17 protein-coding genes and 1 pseudogene are annotated in these 19,310 nt (G+C 74.1%); 13 read left to right on the forward strand and 5 right to left on the reverse strand.

Annotated features, from left to right (window positions below; all coding sequences use genetic code 11):
• The first annotated feature begins 22 nt into the window (after positions 1-22).
• The 3 genes from AB0P03_RS31045 (at position 23) to AB0P03_RS31055 (ending at position 2,702) form a co-directional block, all read left to right on the forward strand.
• Entirely contained in the window at positions 23-1,153 is a 1,131-nt protein-coding gene (locus AB0P03_RS31045; protein ID WP_363631999.1) for an NAD(+)/NADH kinase, read from the forward strand.
• 99 nt (positions 1,154-1,252) lie between these two features.
• Positions 1,253-1,999 (forward strand): glucose 1-dehydrogenase, encoded by a 747-nt coding sequence (locus AB0P03_RS31050; protein WP_363586387.1) that lies wholly within the window; start codon positions 1,253-1,255, stop codon positions 1,997-1,999.
• A 49-nt stretch (positions 2,000-2,048) separates the two neighbouring features.
• The gene (locus tag AB0P03_RS31055) at positions 2,049-2,702 is read left to right on the forward strand and encodes a GntR family transcriptional regulator (protein ID WP_363586386.1); all 654 of its coding nucleotides are present in this window, start codon (positions 2,049-2,051) and stop codon (positions 2,700-2,702) included.
• A gap of 25 nt (positions 2,703-2,727) precedes the next feature.
• Here AB0P03_RS31055 and AB0P03_RS31060 read toward each other — a convergent pair whose 3' ends face one another.
• Together AB0P03_RS31060 and AB0P03_RS31065 are read right to left on the reverse strand one after the other, a co-directional pair.
• Positions 2,728-3,465, reverse strand: a complete 738-nt coding sequence (locus tag AB0P03_RS31060) for an MgtC/SapB family protein (protein WP_363586385.1) — start codon at positions 3,463-3,465, stop codon at positions 2,728-2,730.
• A gap of 113 nt (positions 3,466-3,578) precedes the next feature.
• Complete coding sequence (locus AB0P03_RS31065; RefSeq protein WP_363586384.1) at positions 3,579-4,238, reverse strand: ScbR family autoregulator-binding transcription factor; 660 nt, start codon at positions 4,236-4,238, stop codon at positions 3,579-3,581.
• A 114-nt stretch (positions 4,239-4,352) separates the two neighbouring features.
• On the opposite strand from AB0P03_RS31065, the gene AB0P03_RS31070 reads away from it, so the two are divergent.
• Positions 4,353-5,294, forward strand: a complete 942-nt coding sequence (locus AB0P03_RS31070) for a ScbA/BarX family gamma-butyrolactone biosynthesis protein (protein ID WP_363632001.1) — start codon at positions 4,353-4,355, stop codon at positions 5,292-5,294.
• Between the two features lie 250 nt (positions 5,295-5,544).
• Positions 5,545-6,237, forward strand: a complete 693-nt coding sequence (locus AB0P03_RS31075) for an HAD family phosphatase (RefSeq protein ID WP_363586382.1) — start codon at positions 5,545-5,547, stop codon at positions 6,235-6,237.
• Positions 6,238-6,487: 250 nt separating this feature from the next.
• On the opposite strand, the pseudogene dhaL reads toward AB0P03_RS31075, so the two are convergent.
• Together dhaL and AB0P03_RS31085 are read right to left on the reverse strand one after the other, a co-directional pair.
• A pseudogene (gene dhaL, locus AB0P03_RS31080) lies at positions 6,488-7,111 on the reverse strand (dihydroxyacetone kinase subunit DhaL); the annotation flags it as partial.
• Positions 7,108-8,145 (reverse strand): dihydroxyacetone kinase subunit DhaK, encoded by a 1,038-nt coding sequence (locus AB0P03_RS31085; RefSeq protein ID WP_063345848.1) that lies wholly within the window; start codon positions 8,143-8,145, stop codon positions 7,108-7,110. The gene AB0P03_RS31085 and the pseudogene dhaL, both read right to left, overlap by 4 nt.
• A gap of 350 nt (positions 8,146-8,495) precedes the next feature.
• Between AB0P03_RS31085 and AB0P03_RS31090 the strand changes: the two genes are divergently transcribed.
• From AB0P03_RS31090 to AB0P03_RS31110, 5 genes are all read left to right on the forward strand, one after another.
• A complete protein-coding gene (locus tag AB0P03_RS31090; RefSeq protein ID WP_317620150.1) occupies positions 8,496-8,588 on the forward strand; it encodes an Ms4533A family Cys-rich leader peptide in 93 nt (30 codons plus the stop codon).
• A 144-nt stretch (positions 8,589-8,732) separates the two neighbouring features.
• The gene (locus AB0P03_RS31095) at positions 8,733-10,451 is read left to right on the forward strand and encodes an ABC transporter substrate-binding protein (protein WP_363622946.1); all 1,719 of its coding nucleotides are present in this window, start codon (positions 8,733-8,735) and stop codon (positions 10,449-10,451) included.
• Between the two features lie 32 nt (positions 10,452-10,483).
• Positions 10,484-11,557, forward strand: a complete 1,074-nt coding sequence (locus AB0P03_RS31100) for an ABC transporter permease (protein WP_363632003.1) — start codon at positions 10,484-10,486, stop codon at positions 11,555-11,557.
• Positions 11,554-12,543, forward strand: coding sequence for an ABC transporter permease (locus AB0P03_RS31105; protein ID WP_363622942.1), 990 nt, complete (start codon positions 11,554-11,556; stop codon positions 12,541-12,543). Before AB0P03_RS31100 ends, AB0P03_RS31105 begins: the two co-directional genes overlap by 4 nt.
• Before the next feature lie 11 nt (positions 12,544-12,554).
• Positions 12,555-14,273 (forward strand): ABC transporter ATP-binding protein, encoded by a 1,719-nt coding sequence (locus AB0P03_RS31110; protein WP_363632039.1) that lies wholly within the window; start codon positions 12,555-12,557, stop codon positions 14,271-14,273.
• A gap of 90 nt (positions 14,274-14,363) precedes the next feature.
• On the opposite strand, the gene AB0P03_RS31115 is transcribed toward AB0P03_RS31110, so the two are convergent.
• On the reverse strand, positions 14,364-14,891 hold the full coding sequence (locus tag AB0P03_RS31115) for an NUDIX hydrolase family protein (protein WP_350884975.1): 528 nt from the start codon (positions 14,889-14,891) through the stop codon (positions 14,364-14,366).
• Between the two features lie 299 nt (positions 14,892-15,190).
• On the opposite strand from AB0P03_RS31115, the gene AB0P03_RS31120 reads away from it, so the two are divergent.
• The 3 genes from AB0P03_RS31120 (at position 15,191) to AB0P03_RS31130 (ending at position 19,258) form a co-directional block, all read left to right on the forward strand.
• A complete protein-coding gene (locus AB0P03_RS31120; protein ID WP_363586377.1) occupies positions 15,191-16,009 on the forward strand; it encodes an AfsR/SARP family transcriptional regulator in 819 nt (272 codons plus the stop codon).
• A gap of 91 nt (positions 16,010-16,100) precedes the next feature.
• Positions 16,101-16,889 (forward strand): SDR family NAD(P)-dependent oxidoreductase, encoded by a 789-nt coding sequence (locus AB0P03_RS31125; RefSeq protein ID WP_363586376.1) that lies wholly within the window; start codon positions 16,101-16,103, stop codon positions 16,887-16,889.
• 62 nt (positions 16,890-16,951) lie between these two features.
• Positions 16,952-19,258, forward strand: a complete 2,307-nt coding sequence (locus AB0P03_RS31130; protein ID WP_363632005.1) for a condensation domain-containing protein — start codon at positions 16,952-16,954, stop codon at positions 19,256-19,258.
• Positions 19,259-19,310: the final 52 nt, after the last annotated feature.

Consider the following 19,310-nt stretch of genomic DNA (forward strand, 5'->3'; position numbering starts at 1 on the left):
GACCGGCCCCACCATCGGGCTCGTGGTCAACCCGGTCGCCGGACTCGGCGGCCGGGTCGGCCTCAAGGGCAGCGACGGCGCCGAGGTCCAGCAGCGGGCCCGCACCCTCGGCGCCCGGCCGGCCGCGACCTCCCGCACGGAGCTGATGCTCCGTCAATTTGCTCTGCTCGCAACGCACTCGACCTTGCTCACGGCGGCCGGGCCGATGGGTGCGGACGCGGCGCGGGCGGCCGGCCTCGACGCGACGGTGGTCCACCGGCCCACCGGCCCGGGCACCACGGCGGCGGACACCCGCGCGGCCGTCCGCGCCCTCGTCGAGGCCGGCGCCGGCCTGCTGCTGTTCTGCGGCGGCGACGGCACGGCCCGCGACGTCCTCGACGCGCTCGGATCGCTCGGCCCGCTCGGTCCGGAGCCAGGACCGCCCGTCCTCGGCATCCCGGCCGGGGTCAAGATGCACTCCGCGGTCTTCGCCGTCCACCCCCGCGCCGCCGCCGAGGTGGCCGCGGCCTGGGTTGGCGGCGGCGTCCGGCTGGCGTCCGCCGAGGTCGTGGACCGCGACGAGGCGGCGCTACGGGAGGGCCGGGTGTCCGCCCGCCTGCACGGGTGGCTGACCGTCCCGGTCCTGCCCGCCCGGGTCCAGCAGCGCAAGACCGGCAGTTCCGCCGCCGACCCCGAGGCGCTGGGCGGCATCGCCGCCGAGGTCGCCGAACGCGTCGGCCCCGGCGGGCTGCTCGCCCTCGGCCCGGGCGGCACGACGCACGCCGTCGCCACCGCGCTCGGCGCGGCGGACGCCTGTCTGACCGGCGTGGACGTGCTCCGCCTCCAACCGGGCGGCGGCGCCCGGGTCGTGATCCGCGATGCCCGGGCCGACCAGCTGCTGGCCCTGCCCGCCGCCCCGTGGATCGCGCTCTCGCCGATCGGCGGCCAGGGCTTCCTGCTCGGCCGCGGCAACCAGCAGTTCACCCCCGAACTGCTGCGCGCCACCGGCCGCGAGCGGCTGCTCGTCCTCGCCACCGAGGCGAAGCTCGCCGCCCTCGCGGGCCGCCCGCTGCTGCTGGACACCGGTGACCCGGAGCTGGACGATGCCCTGTCCGGGCACGTCCGGGTGATCACCGGCCGCCACGCCAGCGCCGTCTACCGCCTGACCGCCTGACCGCCTGACCGGCCCGACCATCTGACCAGCCGGGCCGGCCGGACCTCCTGAGACCCGCCCCCCTGAGACCTCCTAAGACCCCCTGAAGAGGAGCCCCCAGTGATCGACCTCCACGGCAAGCGCGCCATCGTCACCGGCGCCGCCTCCGGCATCGGCCGGGCCACCGCCGCGCTGCTGGCCGAACTCGGCGCGGCCGTCGTCCTCGCCGACCTCGACGCCGACCGCGGCGAACGGGCCGCCAAGGAGACCGGCGGCACCTTCGTCCGCTGCGACGTCTCCCAACGCGCCGACTGCGAACGGGCCGTACGCACCGCCGTCGACCTGCACGGCGGCGTCGACGTGCTGTTCAACAACGCCGGGATCATCCGCCGGTCCACCGTCTGCGACATCGCCGACGACGACTGGGACCTGGTGATGGCCGTCAACGTCCGCTCCGTCATGCTGCTCAGCGGGCTGGTCGTGCCGCTGATGGCCGCGAACGGTGGCGGCAGCATCATCAACACCGGCTCCGGCTGGGGCATCCGGGGCGGCGGCCGGGCCGTCTCCTACTGCGCTTCCAAGGGCGCCGTCGTCAACATGACCCGGGCCATGGCCATCGACCACGGCCCCGACAACATCCGCGTCAACTGCGTGTGCCCCGGCGACACCAACACCGGTATGCTCGCCGAGGAGGCCCGCCAGCTCGGCGAGAGCCCGGACGCCTTCTACGCCGACGCCGCCGACCGACCGCTCGGCCGCATCGGCCAGCCTCGGGACATCGCCCAGACGGTCGCCTTCCTCGCCAGTGACGCCTCCACGTTCGTCAGCGGCGCGATCATCGCCGTGGACGGCGCCGGGACCGCCTGACCAGTCACCCGGCCGGTACGCTACGGACCGAGGAAGAAGGGAAAGCCCGATGGCGATCGAGCGGCGTCCGCTGCGCGAACAGGTGAAGGACGAACTCCTGGAGCGGCTGGGCCACGGCCGGTTCACCCCCGGCGAGTCGATCAACGAGGTCCACCTCGCGGAGGAACTGGGCGTCAGCCGCACCCCGTTGCGCGAGGCGCTGATCAGTCTGGAGCGCGAAGGCATCATCACCAGCGAGCGCGGCAAGGGCTTTCGCTTCGCACCCACCGGCCGGCAGGAGTTCCTCGACCTCACGGCCATCCTGATCGCCCTGGAGTCGCTGGCGCTGCGGACCTCCGACCGCGCGTACCTCTCGGCCATCGCGCCCCGGCTGCTGGCGGAGGCCCGCGCCTTCTCCGCGCCCCAGGCCCCGCACGGCACCATAGAGCGCTACGACGACGCCTGGCACGCGCTGTTGCTCTCCGGCTGCTCCAACACCCGGCTGCGCGAGCTGATCGACTCGCTCAAACTCACCCTCCACCGCTACGAGCGGGTGGTCGTCGGCGACCACGAGATCCTCGAACGCGCCGCCGAGGAGCACGAGCGGATCGCCCAGTGCCTCCTCGACGACGACGTGGAGCAGGCCGTCGCCGCCCTGGAGGCGAACTGGACCAGCGGCATGGAACGGATCATGGAGCGCCTGCCGGCCCTCGGCGCCCGCTGACGCGCTCTCCCCCGCGGCCGGGACGTCACTCCTCGTCGGACCGGCCGCGGACGCAGGTCAGCACTCCGGCCACGGCCGCGATCTGCGCGGTGAGCCCGCCTGCGTCGCCCTGCCCCTGCACCGACAGGGCGACCTCGACGGGCTTCTCGGAGACCTCGCCGGGGAGCTCCCCGTCCGTGCCGGACAGCGTGCGCAGCTCGAAGACGGCGAAGCCGGCCCGGGTGCACTGGTCCAGCACGTCCCGCAGCACCCCCCTGCCCGGACGGTAGACGATGCGGTACGAGACCGGCGGCCGGTGCAGCGCGGGCAGGCGGTTGAGCAACGGCCTGATCGCGTAGGACGCGAGGAAGTACGCCGCGACGGTCAGCGCCGCGAGCAGCGGCAGACCCGCGGCCGCGGCGGAGCCCACCGCCGCGGTGAGCCAGATCGTGGCCGCCGTCGTCAGGCCCTGCACCCAGCCCCGGTGCACGAAGATCACCCCGGCGCCGATGAAGCCCAGCCCCGACACGATCTGCGCGGCCATCCGGGACGGGTCCAGCTCGACGGTGCCCGCGCGCACCACGTCGGCGAAACCGTACTTGCTCACCAGGGTGAACAGCGCCGCGCCGCTGCCCACCGTCGTGTACGTCCGCAGGCCCGCGGACTTCTGGCGGATCTGCCGCTCGACCCCGATCAGGCCGGAGAGCAGGAAGGCGAACAGGAACTCCAGTACCTGGACCGACCCCTGACCGGACGGCCCGGCCGCCCATTGAACCGCTGCCATAGCCCTGACGCCTCTTCTCCGCCGCACCGCCGGCCCCGGACGTGGTGATTCATGCTAGGGCCCGGTGCCCGGCGGCGTGGCCTCCTCCCGGCAGGCCGGGGGTCGATTCCGCGTCAATTCCCGGCGAGTCCCCACCCGTCGGCGCGCACGGACGGCCTGGGCCGGACCGAGGCGAGCAGGGCGGCCGGGTCGGGATTCTTCTGGAGGCCCGGCAGCAGCAGTTCCCACAGGTCGCACAGGCGCTCCTCGATGGTGCGCCGTCCGTCGATCGCGTCGGAGACGGTGTGCAGCCCGAAGAACGCGCAGATCACGCCGTGGGCCGCGGTCGACGGGTCGACCCGGGCGGCGAGCTCGCCCTCGCTGCCCGCCCGTTCGAGCAGGACGCGGACGGTGTCGATCCACCCCACGAACGGCACCGGGAGGTCGGCGTCGATGGCCGCGCGCTCGGACCAGAGCCGGGCGCCGGCCCTGACCACGACGTCGTCGCGGAAGGCCCGCGCCACCGCGAAGCTCAGCCGGACGAGTTGCTCCAGCGCCGGCACCGGCGTGCGGGTGTGGCGCGCGACGAGCTCCGGCCAGGTGGCGAAGTGCGCTTCGATCACGGCGCGGGCCAGGTTCTCCTTGCTGGTGTAGTGGAAGTAGATGGCCCCGCTCGTCCTGCCGGAGGCCGCGCTGATGTCGCTGATGCTGGTGCCCGCGTACCCGCGTTCGTCGAACAATCGCGCAGCTGATTCGAGGACTGACCTCCGTGTCGTCTCCGCCCGATTCTGCACGCGCCTCTGCCTTTTCAAGATCACCTCGGCTTTTCGCACGCACTGTAGTGATCCGCGGGCCGGATCGCCAACTGACGACATGCGAAACCAAGGGGATTGATATTTTCTGTAAATATGAAGATGCTGGATTTCCTCCCCTCCTCGGCGGCCCGGCATCCTGCCCGACCGCTCAGCTGGTCCCGCACGGTCCCCCGTGAACTGGTCCACCGCGCCGCCGTGGCGGAGGTGCTGCTGACCGACGTCCGGGCCCGAGGCGGCGACCGCTTCGAGGCGGCGGCCCAGTGGCCCCGCTCCCACCCCACCTTCCCGCGCGGACGCGGGGAGCGGCACGACCCGCTGATCGCCGTGGAGACCGCCCGTCAGCTGGGCATCTACCTGCCGCTGCGCCACTACGGCGTGCCGGCCGACACGCACCTGCTGATCACCGACGTGTCCTGCCGGGTCGACCCGGCGGCCGAGCCGCGCGGCGACGGCCCGGCGGCGGTCCTCTGCCGGGCCCAGGTGCACGACCTGCGGACCTCGGCCGGAAACCACCGGCCCACCGGCATGCGGCTGCGGGTCGACTGCTCCGCGCGGGGAGTGGTGTTCGCCCGGATCGAGGGCGGCACGCGCTTCGTCGAACGGCCCGCCTACCCGGCCCTGCGCGGCACCGCGCTGGCCGGGGACCCCGCGGACTCCGGCCCGCCCCCCGACCCCCCGTCACCGGCGGAGGTCGGCGTCGCCCTGCCCTCCGACGTGCTGGTGACGCGCGCGGCCGGCCGTTCGTGGGCGGATGGCCCCCTCCTGATCTGCCCGGCCGATCCGGCGCACCCGTTCTTCTTCGACCACCCGTCCGACCACATGCCCGGCATGGTGCTGCTGGAGGCGGCCCGGCAGGCCGCGGCACTGCGGAGCGCGGGGCGGCTGTCACACCCCGTCGACTACCGGATGAAGGCCGTGCGGTTCACCGAGTTCGCCCCCCTCCCGGAAGTCGGCATCACCGAGTACGAGCATTTGTGCGTTTTTCATATTCGTCAGAACGGTCATATCACCGCCGTGGGGTCGTTGGGCTATTGAAGTAAAGACCCGGCAAATCTAGGGCCGCCAAGTTTGACCGCGAAACATATCGATCGTAACGTTGCGATCGTTATGTTCCGGGTCGTTTTCTCCGGCCCGGACGCCGATGCGCGTCGTTTTGCCGCGCTCCAGATTCCGGCCCCGGACAGGTCGGCAAGCGGCGACGGCCCCAGGCCGTGGCCGCCCCCCCTCGTCCCGACGCGCACCCCGGCGAATCCCACAGAGCCAATCCCACCTGAAGGGCGTAGGCATGACCGTGGAGAGAATCAACGACTGGACCCCTGCAGCCGTCGTCTTCGACTGCGACGGCACGCTGATGGACACCGAGTCGCACTGGCACGAGGCCCGTGCGGAGGTGCTGCGGGGCTACGGACTCACGGCCGGACCGGAGTTCACGGCGCGCGCGGCCGGGCTGCACTACTCGGACTGCGGGCGGCTGATGGCCGAGACCGCCGGCGACCCCTCGCTGGCGCCGGAGCTGACCGACCGGCTGCTGGCGAGCTTCCGGGCGCTCGTCGACGCCGACCCGGTCCCGATGCCGGGCGCGGCCGAACTGGTCGGCCGGCTCAGCGGGTTCGTCCCGCTGGCGGTCGCCAGCAACTGCCCGCGCGACGTGATCGAGGCCGGACTCGGCGGCGCCGGACTGCTCGAACACTTCGAGCACATCGTGGTCCCGGCCGAGGGGATCGGGCCCAAGCCGGCGCCGGACGTCTACCTGACCGCCGCCCGGCTCTGCGGCGCCGAGCCCACCGACTGCCTCGCCGTGGAGGACACCTTCTGCGGCATCCGCTCGGCCGTCCTGGCGGGGCTGCGGGTGATCGGTGTCGGACCGCACCCGTCGGCCGAGGCGCGGGACGCGGTCGACCTGTGGGTCGCCACCCTGGGCGAGCCGGGACTGCTCGACTGGGTCCGGCGCCGGAGCGCTCTCGCCCTCACCAGCTGAGCGGCCCCCGGCCGAGCAGCCCCTGGCCGAGCAGCGCCCGGCGGAGCGCAAGCCGGCCGGGGAACCGGCCAGGCGCTCACGGTCCGGCGGGGGCCGGCTCGGGGCCGCACAGCGGATCGGGCCCGCCGAACGCGGTGTCGGTGGACGCGGTGTCGGTCGGCGCGGTGTCGGTGGACGCGCTGCCGGTGGACGCGCGGTCAGCAGCGCTGTCATCGCGCAGCACGCCGTCCAGCGTCCGCGGCACCGCGTGCGCCGAGGCGAACAGCAGCGCGATGCCCACGGCGCCCGGGTCGGGCACTCCCGAGGCCCGTTCGCCGAGATAGCTGGCCCGACCGCGGCGGGCCCGCAGGGCCCTGGTCCGGCGGACGCCCGCCGCCGCGGCGGCGGCGGCCGCCGCGAGGCAGTCGTCCGGGCGGGCATCGGGAGTGCAGCCGCGCAGGGCCAGTGCGGCCGGGTGCAGGGCGTCGACGAGCGTCTTGTCACCCGGCCGCGCCTCCCCCACCCGCTGGACGGCCTCCAGCGCCGCCGTCGCTCCCCGGGCCAGGGCCGGGCCGGTCAGCGGGCCGGTGCCGACGGCCGCCGCCAGCTCCTGGAGCACCAGGCCGAACAGCGGCCCGCTCGTCCCGCCGACCTCGTCCAGGAACGCGCCCGCCGCCGCGCCCAGCGGTACCGCCGCGGCCTGGCGCCCCGGTGGCAGCCGGTCCAGCGCGGCCAGGGCGCACCGCACGCCGGTGAGCAGGTTGACGCCGAAGTCGCCGTCCCCGGCGGCCTGGTCGAGCCGGGTGAGCTCCTCCTCGGTGACCGCGACGGTCTCGGCGAACCGCCGCATCCAGCCCGCCGTGAAGAGGCCGTCGAAGGCCTTCGTGCCCGTCATCTCCTGACCTCCTGGTGACCGGGGGCCGGCGCCGATTGCGCGACCGGCCAGGCCGCCGTGTACGCGGGGGCGTCGAGCAGCGCGAGCGTCTGTTCGTCGGCGGCGAGCAGGGTGATCGAGAACCCCCGCATGTCGAGGGCGGTGACGTAGTCGCCGACCAGGCTGCGCGCCAGGCGGCGCCCGCCGGCGTCCAGGACGGCGGCCAGTTCGTACAGGACCGCGTACAGCTCCAGGCCGGTGGTCGCGCCCAGCCCGTTGACCAGCGCGACCAGGGGGGCGCGGGCCGGGCGCAGCGCCTCCAGCAGGCGCAGCGCCATCCGGCCCACCAGGACGGCCAGCGGTTCGCACTCCAGGGAGAGTTCGGCCCGTTCGCCGTGGATGCCGACGCCGAACTCGACCGTCCGGTCCGACACCTCGAAGGCCGGCCGGCCGGTGGCCGGGGAGGTGTGTGCGGCGCCGGCCACCGCGATGCTGCGGCAGCGCCCGGCCAACTCGGCTCCCAGCAGGGAGAGTTCCGCCAGTCCGAGCCCGAGGTCGGCGGCCGCTCCGAGGATCTTCTGCACCAGGACGGTGGCCGCCGTCCCGCGCCGGCCGGCGGCGACGGACTCGGACTCGGAGGCGAGGTCGTCGTCCACCAGGACCCTGGCGCACGGTATGCCCTGGCGGTGCAGCCGTTCGGCCGCGATGCCGAAGTTGATCCGGTCGCCGGTGTAGTTCTTCACGATGTGCAGGACGCCGTCCTCGCCGGCGACCGCGCGCGAGGCCTCGAAGATCTGCCGGTTGTGCGGTGAGGCGAAGATCCGGCCCGGGCAGGCGGCGTCGAGCATGCCCCGGCCGACGAATCCGACGTGCAGGGGCTCGTGCCCGGAGCCGCCACCGGAGAGCAGTCCGACCCGGCGCCCGGGGGCCCGGTCACGGGCGCGGACGAATCCGAGGTCGGGGTCGTGGACGACGAGCGATGGGTGGGCCCGGGCGAATCCGGCGAGTGCGCTCGCCACCAGGGCGTCCTGATCGGTTTCGAGGTAAGGGGCCACGTCCGGCTCCGCTCGGTAGGGCGGCCGCGCTGCGCGCGATCGCCGATCACGTTCACCCATGCTTGGGCAGGCGCCCGCGCGCGGCAACCCGCAGACGGAAGTGCGCGAGGGCCCGGAACGGCCGCCCGGCGGGCGGTTCCGGGCCTTCGGGGCGCCGGCGCCCCGAAGGGTCGCGGCACCCACTCGGGTGATGTCGTGCCCGCCGGTCCGGCGGGCACGGGCCCCGGTTTCCCCCCGCTTCCGCACGATCTCCCGGTGCCCGGGCCGTAATCCGTTCCCGGCGTTCCCGTGGCGGCCGGATGCTATCCGGAGTTTTGACATTCCGCTTAAAGTCATACAGTCTTCTCGGCATGTCTGACCGTCACCCGATCGAGTGCGCCGCCATTGAGCTGGCGCTGATCGGCGTGGCCGCGCACTGCGTTTCCGACAATCTCTGTCGCTGAATCCGCCTGTCCCGACGCGTAGCGGTGATCGCCGCCCCGGGACGTCGCCCCTTCCTGCGGGCGCGGTGCCGCTCACTCTCCTCACGGCCTCACTGTCGCCCGCCTTCCTCCGTACACCATCGGTAGCGAAAGGCCCCCTTTCCGATGTCTCGAACCACCTTCACCCCCCGCCGCCTCGCCGCGGCGACCGTCACCGTCGCCCTGGCCGTCGGAGTGGCGGCGTGCGGACCGAAGGGCGACGGCGGTGGAAGCACCGGCAAGGACGCCGCGCCGCAGCAGGGCGGCACCCTCACCGTCCTCAACCAGAACCCGCAGGACCAGTTCGACCCCGCACGGCTCTACACCTCCGGCGGCGGCAACGTGCCCTCCCTGGTCTTCCGCACCCTCACCACCCGCAACCGGGCCGACGGCGCGGCCGGCACCAAGGTCGTCCCCGACCTCGCCACCGACACCGGCACCCCCTCGGAGGGCGCGACGGTGTGGACGTACCACCTCAAGGACGGCCTGAAGTACGAGGACGGCTCGGCGATCACCACCGCCGATATCAAGTACGGCATCGAAAGGTCATTCGCCCCCGAACTCTCCGGCGGGGCGCCATTCCTGAGGGACTGGCTGGTCGGCGCCGCCGACTACCAGGGCCCGTACAAGGACGGCCGCGGTCTGGACGCGATCGAGACGCCGGACGAGAAGACCATCACCTTCCGTCTCAACAAGCCCGAGGGCGACTTCCCCTACCTGGCCACCCAGACGCAGTTCGCCCCCGTCCCGAAGGCCAAGGACACCGGGACGAAGTACCAGGAGCACCCCGTCTCCTCCGGCCCCTACCAGGTCGTCAAGAACGAGAACGACGGCGCACACCTCGTCCTCAAGCGCAACCCCAACTGGTCCGCGGCCAACGACGACCAGCGCAAGGCGTACCCGGACACCGTCGACGTGCAGTCCGGGCTCGACCCGGCGGTGATCAACCAGCGGCTCTCCGCCGGCACCGGCGCCGACGCGGCCGCCGTCACCACCGACACCAACCTCGGCCCCTCCGAGCTCGCCCAGGTGAAGGACGACAAGGCGCTCGCCGCCCGCGTCGGCACCGGCCACTTCGGCTACGTCAACTACCTGGCGTTCAACCCCAAGGTCAAGCCCTTCGACAACCCCAAGGTCCGGCAGGCCGTCGCCTACGCGCTCAACCGCACCTCGGTCGTCAACGCCGCCGGCGGCTCCTCGCTCGCCGAGGCCGCCACCACCTACCTGCCCGCCCAGGAGACCTTCGGGTACACGCCCTACGACCCGTTCCCGGCCGGCGCCACCGGCAACCCGGAGAAGGCCAAGGAGCTGCTGAAGGAGGCCGGCTACCCGGACGGCCTGACCATCACGCTCACCCACTCCACCGAATCGGGCAAGGGCTACGGCCCGAACCTGGCCACCGCCGTCCAGGACGGCCTGAAGGCGGCCGGGATCACCGTCCAGCTCGACGCCCTGGACTCCACCAGGTACTCCAAGACGATCCACACCGTCAGCACCGAACCCGGCCTCTTCCTCTCCGGCTGGGGCGCCGACTGGCCCTCCGGCGGCCCGTTCCTCGCGCCGATCTTCGACGGCCGGCAGATCGTCACCGACGGCTACAACTTCAACTCCGCGCAGCTGGACGACCCGTCGGTGAACGACGAGATCGACCAGATCAACAAGATCACCGACCACGCCGAGGCGGCCAAGCGCTGGGGTGCCCTGGACAAGCGGATCGGCGACCAGGCCCTGACCGTCCCGCTGTTCCACCCCGTCTACAAGCGGCTGTCGGGCAAGGACGTCCGCAACATCGTCATCAGCGACTGGACCGGCGTGCTCGACATCTCCCAGGTCGCGGTCAAGTAGCGGACGGGATCGGACGGATCGGTCGGACAACCATGGCTCCACAGGAACCCCAGGCCGGGAAGGCCCTCGCGGCCTCCCCGGCCGCCGGGGGCCGGACGGTGTGGCGGCGGCTGCTCGCGCGGCGCGCCGTCCTCGCCGCCGGCCTCGTCATCGCCCTGCTCGCCCTGATCGCGGCAGCGGCACCGCTGCTCAGCGCGATCGAGGGCCAGGACCCCACCAGCTACCACAACGACCTGCTCGACTCGGCGGCCGGCGGGGTGCCCACCGGCTCCTTCGGCGGCGTCAGCGCCGAGCACTGGCTCGGCGTCGAACCCGGCACCGGGCGCGACGTGTTCGCCCGACTGGTCCACGGCGCCCGGATCTCGCTGCTCGTCGCCGTCGGCGCCACCCTCGTCCAGGTCGCCATCGGCGTCCTGCTCGGCCTCGCCGCGGGCCTCGGCAGCCAGCTGCTCGACCAGCTGATCGGCAACACCACCGAGGTGATGCTCGCGCTGCCCTCGCTGGTCTTCGCCATCTCGCTGATGGCGGTCGTGCCCTCCGACTTCCCCCGCCCGCTCCTGCTGACCCTGGTCATCGGGCTGCTCGGCTGGGCCGGCACCGCCCGGCTGGTCCGGGCGCAGACGCTCAGCCTCCGCCAGCTCGACTACGTGGCCGCGGCCCGGCTCGCCGGCGCCACCCGGTGGCGGATCGCCCGCCGGGAGCTGCTGCCGTCCCTGGCCGCGCCGGTCATCACCTACGCCGCGGTGCTGCTGCCGTCCAACGTGATCGCCGAGGCCGGGCTGTCCTTCCTCGGCGTGGGCGTCAAGCCGCCGACCTCGTCGTGGGGCCAGATGCTCTCCGGCGCGACCACCTGGTTCCGCGCCGACCCGATGTACGTGCTGCTCCCGTCCGCGTTGCTGTTCGCCACGGTGCTCGCCTTCACCGTGCTCGGCGACGCCGTCCGCACCGAGCTCGACCCCCGCGCGGCCTCCCGGCTGCGGGTCGGAACGGCGCGCGGCGCCGGCTCGTCGGGCAGCGGACCGTCGGGCACCGCATCGCCGGGCAGCGGCACGCCGGACCCCGCCCGCCCCGGCCCGTCGGCCGCCACCGAGGAGGCCACCGCATGACCCGCTTCCTGCTCCGCAGGGCCATCGGCATGGTCGGCGTCCTGCTCGCCATCTCGCTGATCGTCTACGCGGTCTTCTACATCGCCCCCGGCGACCCCGCCCAGCTGGCCTGCGGCGAGAAGTGCAGCCCCGCCCAGGTCCTCCAGGTGCGCGAACGCCTCGGCCTCGACGCACCGGTCTACCTCCAGTACGCCCACTTCCTCCAGGGCGTCGTCGCCGGCCGCGACTTCAGCGCCGGGACGGGCCTGCTGCACTGCCCGGCGCCGTGCCTGGGCGTCTCCTACCGCAGCGGCGAGCAGGTCACCGACATGATCGCCGCCCGGCTCCCGGTGACGGCCTCGCTGGCACTCGGCGCGATGGTGCTCTGGCTGGCCCTCGGGGTCGGTACCGGGCTGCTCTCCGCGCTGCGCCGGGGCCGGCTCAGCGAGCGGCTGCTGACCGCGCTGACGCTGGCCGGCAACTCCATCCCGGTCTTCGTCATCGGCCTGGTGCTGCTCATCGTCCTGTGCGCCCAGCTCCAGTGGCTGCCGTTCCCGAGCTACGTACCGCTCACCGAGGACCCGCAGCAGTGGTTCTGGGGCCTGCTGCTGCCCTGGGTCTCGCTCGCGCTCATCGAGTCCGCCAAGTACGCCCGGCTGACCCGCTCGTCCATGCTGGAGACCCTCGCCGACGACCACATCCGGACCTTCCGGGCGTACGGCGTCAGCGAGCGGCGCCTGGTGACCAGGCACGCGCTGCGCGGCGCGCTCACCCCGGTGATCGCGCTCACCGCCATGGACCTCGGGACAATGTTCGGCTCCGCCGTGCTGACGGAGTCGCTGTTCGGGCTCCCGGGGCTCGGCAAGCTGCTGGTCAGCTCGGTCAGCCTGATCGACCTGCCGACCGTCGTCGGCCTCACCCTCGTCACCGGGTTCGCCGTGGTCCTCGCCAACGTCGTCGCGGACGTGCTCTACGCGGTGACCGATCGAAGGGTGGTCCTGACGTGAGCGCCGAACCCCTGGCTCCTCCCCTGGTCGACGTCCGGGATCTCGTCGTCGACTTCCCGGTCGGCGACGGGCACGTACGCGCCGTCGACGGCGTGGGCTTCACCCTGGAGGCCGGGCAGGCGCTCGGCATCGTCGGCGAGTCCGGGTCGGGCAAGAGCACCGTCGCCTACGGACTGCTCGGCCTGCACCGCGGCACCGGCGCCCGGGTCGGCGGCTCCGTCCGGGTCGCCGGCGTCGACGCCGTCACCGCCGAGGGCGACGAACTGCGGCGGCTGCGCGGCGGGTTGGCGGCCATGGTGTTCCAGGACCCGCTCTCCGCCCTCGACCCGTACTACGCCGTGGGCGACCAGATCGCCGAGGTCGTACGGGTCCACCGGGCCGTCTCCCGCCGGGCCGCCAGGGCCCGCGCCGTCGAGGTGCTCGGCCGCGTCGGCATCCCCGACCCGGCACGGCGCTCGCGGTCGCGCCCGCACGAGTTCAGCGGCGGCATGCGCCAGCGGGTGCTGATCGCGATGGCCCTGGCCTGCGAGCCGCGGCTGCTGGTCGCCGACGAGCCCACGACCGCGCTGGACGTCACCGTCCAGGCCCAGATCCTCGACCTGCTGCACGAGTTGCGGGCCGAGACCGGGGCCGGGCTGGTCCTGGTCACCCACGATCTGGGGGTGGTCGCCGGGAGCGTCGACCGGGTGCTGGTGATGAAGGACGGCCGGGCGGTGGAACACGGCCCGGTCACCGAGGTGCTGGGCGCGCCGCGCGAGCCGTACACCCGCGCGCTGCTGTCGGCGGTGCCCCGGGTCGACGCTCCGGGCGCACCGACCGGGCCCGCCGGGCCTGCCGGTTCTGCCGGGCCTGCCGCGGGCACCGCCGCCGACGGAGCCGCCGGGCGCACCGACGGCGACGTCCTGCTCGAAGCCACCGACCTGCGCCGTGAGTTCGCCACCCGCGGCGGCCTCACCCGGCGCGCGGCCCCCGTGGCCGCCGTGGACGGCGTCTCGCTCACCGTGCACGCGGGCGAGACGCTGGGCATCGTCGGCGAGTCCGGCTCCGGCAAGACCACACTCGGGCGGATGCTGGTCCGGCTGCTGGAGCCGACCGGCGGCCGGCTCCACTACCGCGGCCGGGACATCGGAGCGCTCGGGGAGAACGAACTGCGCCCACTCCGGAGGGAGTTGCAGATGGTCTTCCAGGACCCGGTGTCCTCGCTCAACCCGCGCCGCAGCATCGGGGAGTCCATCGCCGACCCGCTGCGCATCGCCGGTGGGAGCGACGAGCGCCGCATCCGCGCCCGGGTCGGCGAGCTCCTCGAACGGGTGGGCCTCGACGCCGACTGGTACCACCGCTATCCGCACGAGTTCTCCGGCGGACAGCGCCAGCGGGTCGGCATCGCGCGGGCGCTCGCACCGCAGCCGCGACTGATCGTCTGCGACGAGCCGGTCTCCGCACTGGACGTCACCACCCAGGCCCAGGTGGTCGCGTTGCTCGGCGAGTTGCAGCGCGACCTCGGCCTCGCGCTGGTCTTCATCGCCCACGACCTCGCCGTGGTCCGGCAGGTGAGCGACCGGGTCGCGGTGATGCGGGCCGGGCGGATCGTGGAGCAGGGCGACGCCGACGCCGTGTACGACTCCCCCCAGCACGCGTACACCAAGGGCCTGCTGGCGGCCGTGCCGGTGCTGGACCCGGTCGAGGCGACCGCCCGGCGCAACGCGCGCCTGGCATCCGCCGGAGCCTGACCGGCTCCCTGACCGGCTCCCTGACCGGCTCCCTGACCGGCTCCCGGCCGGGGCCCGCATCCGGTGAGGTGCGGGCCCCGGCCGGAGTGCTCAGCTCAGGCAGCCGACGTGCGCCAGGGCCCGTTTGAGCAGCGCCCCCTGACCGCCGGGCATGTCCTGCTGCACCAGCGGGGAGGCGGCCTCCTGCGGGCTGAACCAGACCAGGTCGAGCGCGTCCTGGCGCGGCCGGCAGTCGCCGGCCACCGGCACGACGTACGCCAGCGACACCGCGTGCTGACGCGGGTCGTGGAACTCGGTGATCCCCAGGGTCGGGAAGTACTCGGCGACCGTGAACGGTTGCAGCGAGGCCGGGATCCGGGGCAGCGCCACCGGGCCGAGGTCCTTCTCCAGATGGCGCAGCAGGGCGTCGCGGATCCGCTCGTGGTGCAGCACCCGGCCGGAGACCAGCGTGCGGCTGACCGTCCCGTCCGGTCCGATCCGCAGCAGGAGGCCGATCTGGGTGACCTCGCCGGCGTCGTCGACGCGGACCGGCACGGCCTCGACGTACAGGATCGGCATCTTGGCGCGGGTGGTCTCTAGTTCCTCGGGGGCGAGCCAGCCTGGCGTGGTTTCCGTCATGTCAGCCATTCGCCGATCGTACGTTCCCGGGCCCCGTCCGCGCCGGGCGCCCCGCCCGTCACACCGTCGAGCGCCGGCCCGCCGCACCGGCCCGCCGCACCGGCCCGCCGCACCGCTCCGCCCGGAGGCGCCCCACCAGAGCGCCCGGAACCGCGCTCGACGGGCACTTGAGGAATCCGGCCCCCACCCCTCGGCCCAACTAGGGTGCGACGCGTCCGCCCCACCATTCCGTTGACCCGAACAAGCAGCCGAATGACGCCCACCCGAGCGGACGCCCCGCGCCCGAGAGGAGAACCGCCATGCACCTCAAGGTCCTCGGCCCCCTCACCGCCGACCTCAACGGCATCTCCGTCGTCCCCACCGCCGCCAAGCAGCGCCAGATCCTGGCCCTCCTCGCGCTCTACCCGAACCGCATCCTGCCCACCGCCACCCTGATCGAGGAGATCTGGGGCGACGACCCGCCCAGACAGGCGCTCACCACCATGCAGACGTACATCCTGCAACTGCGCCGCCGGATCACCCACGGCCTCGGGCCGACCCCGCACATCACCGCCAAGGACATCCTGACCACCCGGCACGGCGGCTACCAGCTCACCACCCACCCGGACAACCTCGACGTCCACACCTACAGCCTGCTCACCACCCAGGGGCAGCACGCCTTCAACCACGGCCACGACCACCAGGCCGCCACCCACTTCCGGCAGGCCCTCGCGCTCTGGCACGGCCCGGCCCTGGTCGACGTGCGGCCCGGGCCGATCCTCGCCATCGAGATCATGCGCCTGGAGGAGAGCCGCCTGATCACCCTGGAACGCCGCATCGACACCGACCTGCGGCTCGGCCGGCACAACGAGCTCATCCCCGAACTCACCCACCTCACCCACCAGCACCCGCACCACGAGGGCCTGCACGCCCAGGCCATGGTCGCGCTCTACCGGGCCGGCCGGCAGACCACCGCCCTCGCCACCTACCACCACCTGCGGCACCGCCTCACCACCGAGCTCGGCATCCAGCCCTCCCCGCACCTGCAACACCTGCACCACGCGATCCTCACCCTCGACCCCACCCTCAACACCCCGACCACGGCCCACCCGACCACCTACAACCTCTACCCGGCCTGAGCTCCCGCCCCGACCACCCCACCGACCCCCGACCACCGACCACCCACCACCGGCCCGAGCTCCCAGCCCGCCCTCACCCCCAGGACCCGCCATGACCACCGCACCCGAGCAACCCCTCGCCCTGATCACCGGCGGCACCCGCGGGATCGGCCTCGCCATCGCCCGCGAGCTCGGCAGCCGCGGCCACCGCCTCTTCATCTGCGCCCGCACCGGCCCGCACATCACCGACGCGCTGGCCACCCTGCGCGGCGAGGGCCACCAGGCCGACGGCACCACCTGCGACGTGCGCGACCCCACCCAGGTCAGCGCGCTGATCCGGCACGTGGTGGCCGAGCACGGCCCGATCACCGTGCTGGTCAACAACGCCGGCCGCACCGGCGGCGGGCCCATCGCCACCACCACGGACGACCTCTGGTACGACGTCATCGACACCAACCTGAACGCCGTCTTCCTGGTCACCCGGGAGACCCTCAAGCACGGCCACCTCACCGGCACCGCGCACCCGCGGATCATCAACATCGCCTCCACCGCCGGGAAGCAGGCCGTCACCCTCGGCGCCCCGTACACCGCGAGCAAGCACGCCGTGATCGGCTTCACCCGGGCACTCGCCAAGGAACTGGCCCCGACCGGCACCACCGTCAACGCCATCTGCCCGGGCTACGTGCACACCCCGCACACCACCCGGATCCACCACGAGTACGCCACCGCCTACAACACCACCCCCGAGACCATCCACCAGCACTTCCAGACGCACATCCCGCTCGGCCGCTACACCACCCCGGAGGAGGTCGCCTCGCTGGCCGGCTACCTCACCTCCCCGACCGCCGCCAGCATCACCGCCCAGGCGCTGAACGTCTGCGGCGGCCTCGCCACCCAGTAACCCCGGCGCAACCCTGGCCGGCCCACGGGAAGGAACCGGGCTCCGGTGCCCGCTGATCAGCGATGACGAACCGTCACTTCTCCAGCGCACCCGTCACCCTGCTGGTGGCCGGCGCCCCGTCGCCCGAGCCCTGCCTGCCCGCCGCCCGTCCGCCGAGACGGCTCGACACCGGGGCGGTCAACGCCGCGCTGGCCCGCACCGCCACCCGCCGGTGGCGTCCGCCGCAGCCACGCGGGGCCGGCCGGCCCCCGGAGTTCCTGCTGGTCGAGCTGCAACAGGCGTACGAGGCCGACGTGCTGCGCGCCGCCCTGCGCGCCGTCGACGGGGCCAGTCCCACGCCCCAGGACCGGGCGGACGCGCTCTGGGAGCGCACGGTGGACGGCCCCGACGGGCTCGACCGGGTCCTGGCCGACCTCGGACGCGCCCTCGCCGCCGGAGCGCGGCTGCGCGCCGTCCTGGTCGAGGACCGCCGGGACGGCCTCCGGCGCCTGTTCGTCGGCATCGCCGCCGGACCGTCCGCGCGCGCCGCCGAACTCGTGGAGCGGCTGCGGGAGGCGCTGGCGCACCCGCCGGAGCCCGTCACGGTGCCGACCAGCGCGCTGCAACGGGAGATGCTGCGCCAGGTCATCGGGCGCGCCGACCACGGCGGGCGGCACGTCGAACAGCTGTCCTGGAACTGGCACGGGCCGCTGGACACCGACCGGTTCACCGCCGCCTGGCAGTCCGTGTTCGACCACGAGACGGTGCTGCGCGCCGCCTTCGACTGGGACGACACCGCCGGCGACCCCTGGATGGTGCTGCACGAACGGGCCGTCCCCGAAGTCACCCGGCACCCGCACGGCGCGGTCGGCTGGGACGACCTGCTGGAAACCGACCGGCACCGCGGCTTCGACCTGCGCCGACCCGCCCTGCTGCGCGCCACCCTGCTCGACTCCGGCCCGCAGGACCAGGACGAGGGACCGGCCACCCGGGTCCTGCTCACCTACCACCACGCGATGCTCGACGGCTGGAGCGTGCGGCTGCTCCTCCAGGCCTTCTACCGCGCCTACCTGACCGGCGGCGTCCTGCCCGGCGGCGAGCGCCGCCCCGACGTCCGCGACCACGCCCGCTGGCTCGACGCCCAGGGAAGCGACGCCGCCCGGCAGTTCTGGGCCACCCGGACCGCCGCCGGCGCCGTCCTCCCGCTCGCCCCCGACCCGACCCGGCGCGGCAGCGGACGCGCCCGGCGCCGGCTCACCCCGTACGAGGCGGTCCGGCTGCGCGGCTGGGCGGCCGCCTGGGGGGCGGGCGAGAGCAGCGCCCTCCAGGCCGCCTGGGCACTGCTGCTCTACCGCGCGGCGCAGTCCCGCGAGCAGCGCCGACCGGCCCGGGCGGTGCGGGTCGGCTTCGCGGTGACGGTCTCCGGGCGGGGCATCCCGCTGGACGGCATCGACCGGCTGCCCGGCGCGCTGCGCAACCCGCTGCCGATCTCCGTCCGGGTGCACCCGGGCACGACGGTGCCGCAACTGCTCGCGGCCCTGCGCGACGGCGTGCTCGACCTCGCCGCCTACGAGTGGGTCTCGCCCGGACAGGCCCACCGCTGGAGCGCCACCCCGCGCGGGCAGCGGCCGCACAGCCTGGTCGTCCTGGAACACCAGCCGACCGCCCCGCACCACCTGCGGCTGGAGACCGACCTGGCCGCGCACGGCATCCACGTGGAGAACCCCGTACCGGCCGGCACCTTCACCTCGTACCCGATCACCCTCGCCGCCCACTACGACGCCACCGGCGGACTCGTCCTCACCACCACCCACGACCGCGCCCTGCTGGCCGACCGGGACGCCGTCGAACTCCTCAGCCAGAGCGCCCACCTGCTGCGCACCTTCCCCGACCTGCCGAGCGGCCTCAGCACCTCGGAGGTGCTGCGCTCCACCCTCGCCGGACACCCCGCTCCCCGACCCGGCGGGCCCGCCGACCACCCGCCGGCCCCGGACGCGCCGACGGACGGCCCGGCCGTCCGGCTGGAGGTGCTGCGCCGGGCCGCCCGCCCGGGCGCGGGCTGGGTGCTGCTGCTGCCCCCGCCCGACGCCCCGCACACCCGCTACCCCGGCACCGCGCGCGGCTGGCCGGGGCCGCAGGCGCTCGGCGTGCTCCGCCCGGCCGCCGGCCCGCCCTCACCGGCCGCCTACCGCCCGGTCCTCGCCCCGCTGCTGGAGTCCCCGGCCCCGGTCGCCCTGGTCGCCGCGCCCGGCAGCGGCGTCACCGCCTACGAGGTCGCCCGGCTCGGCCCGCCGGCCCGCCCCCCGCTGGTCGTCCTGCTCCCCGACGACGCCGCCCCGTCCGACCTGTTCGCCCTGGCCCCCCTCCTCGGCGGCACGCCCCCGCCGTGATCCGCGCCCGACGCCCGATCGTTCCCATCAGCCGGACGAGTGACCAGGGCGC

Origin of the sequence: Kitasatospora sp. NPDC088779, from assembly GCF_040685395.1 — a bacterium.
Classification (GTDB): Bacteria; Actinomycetota; Actinomycetes; order Streptomycetales; family Streptomycetaceae; genus Kitasatospora.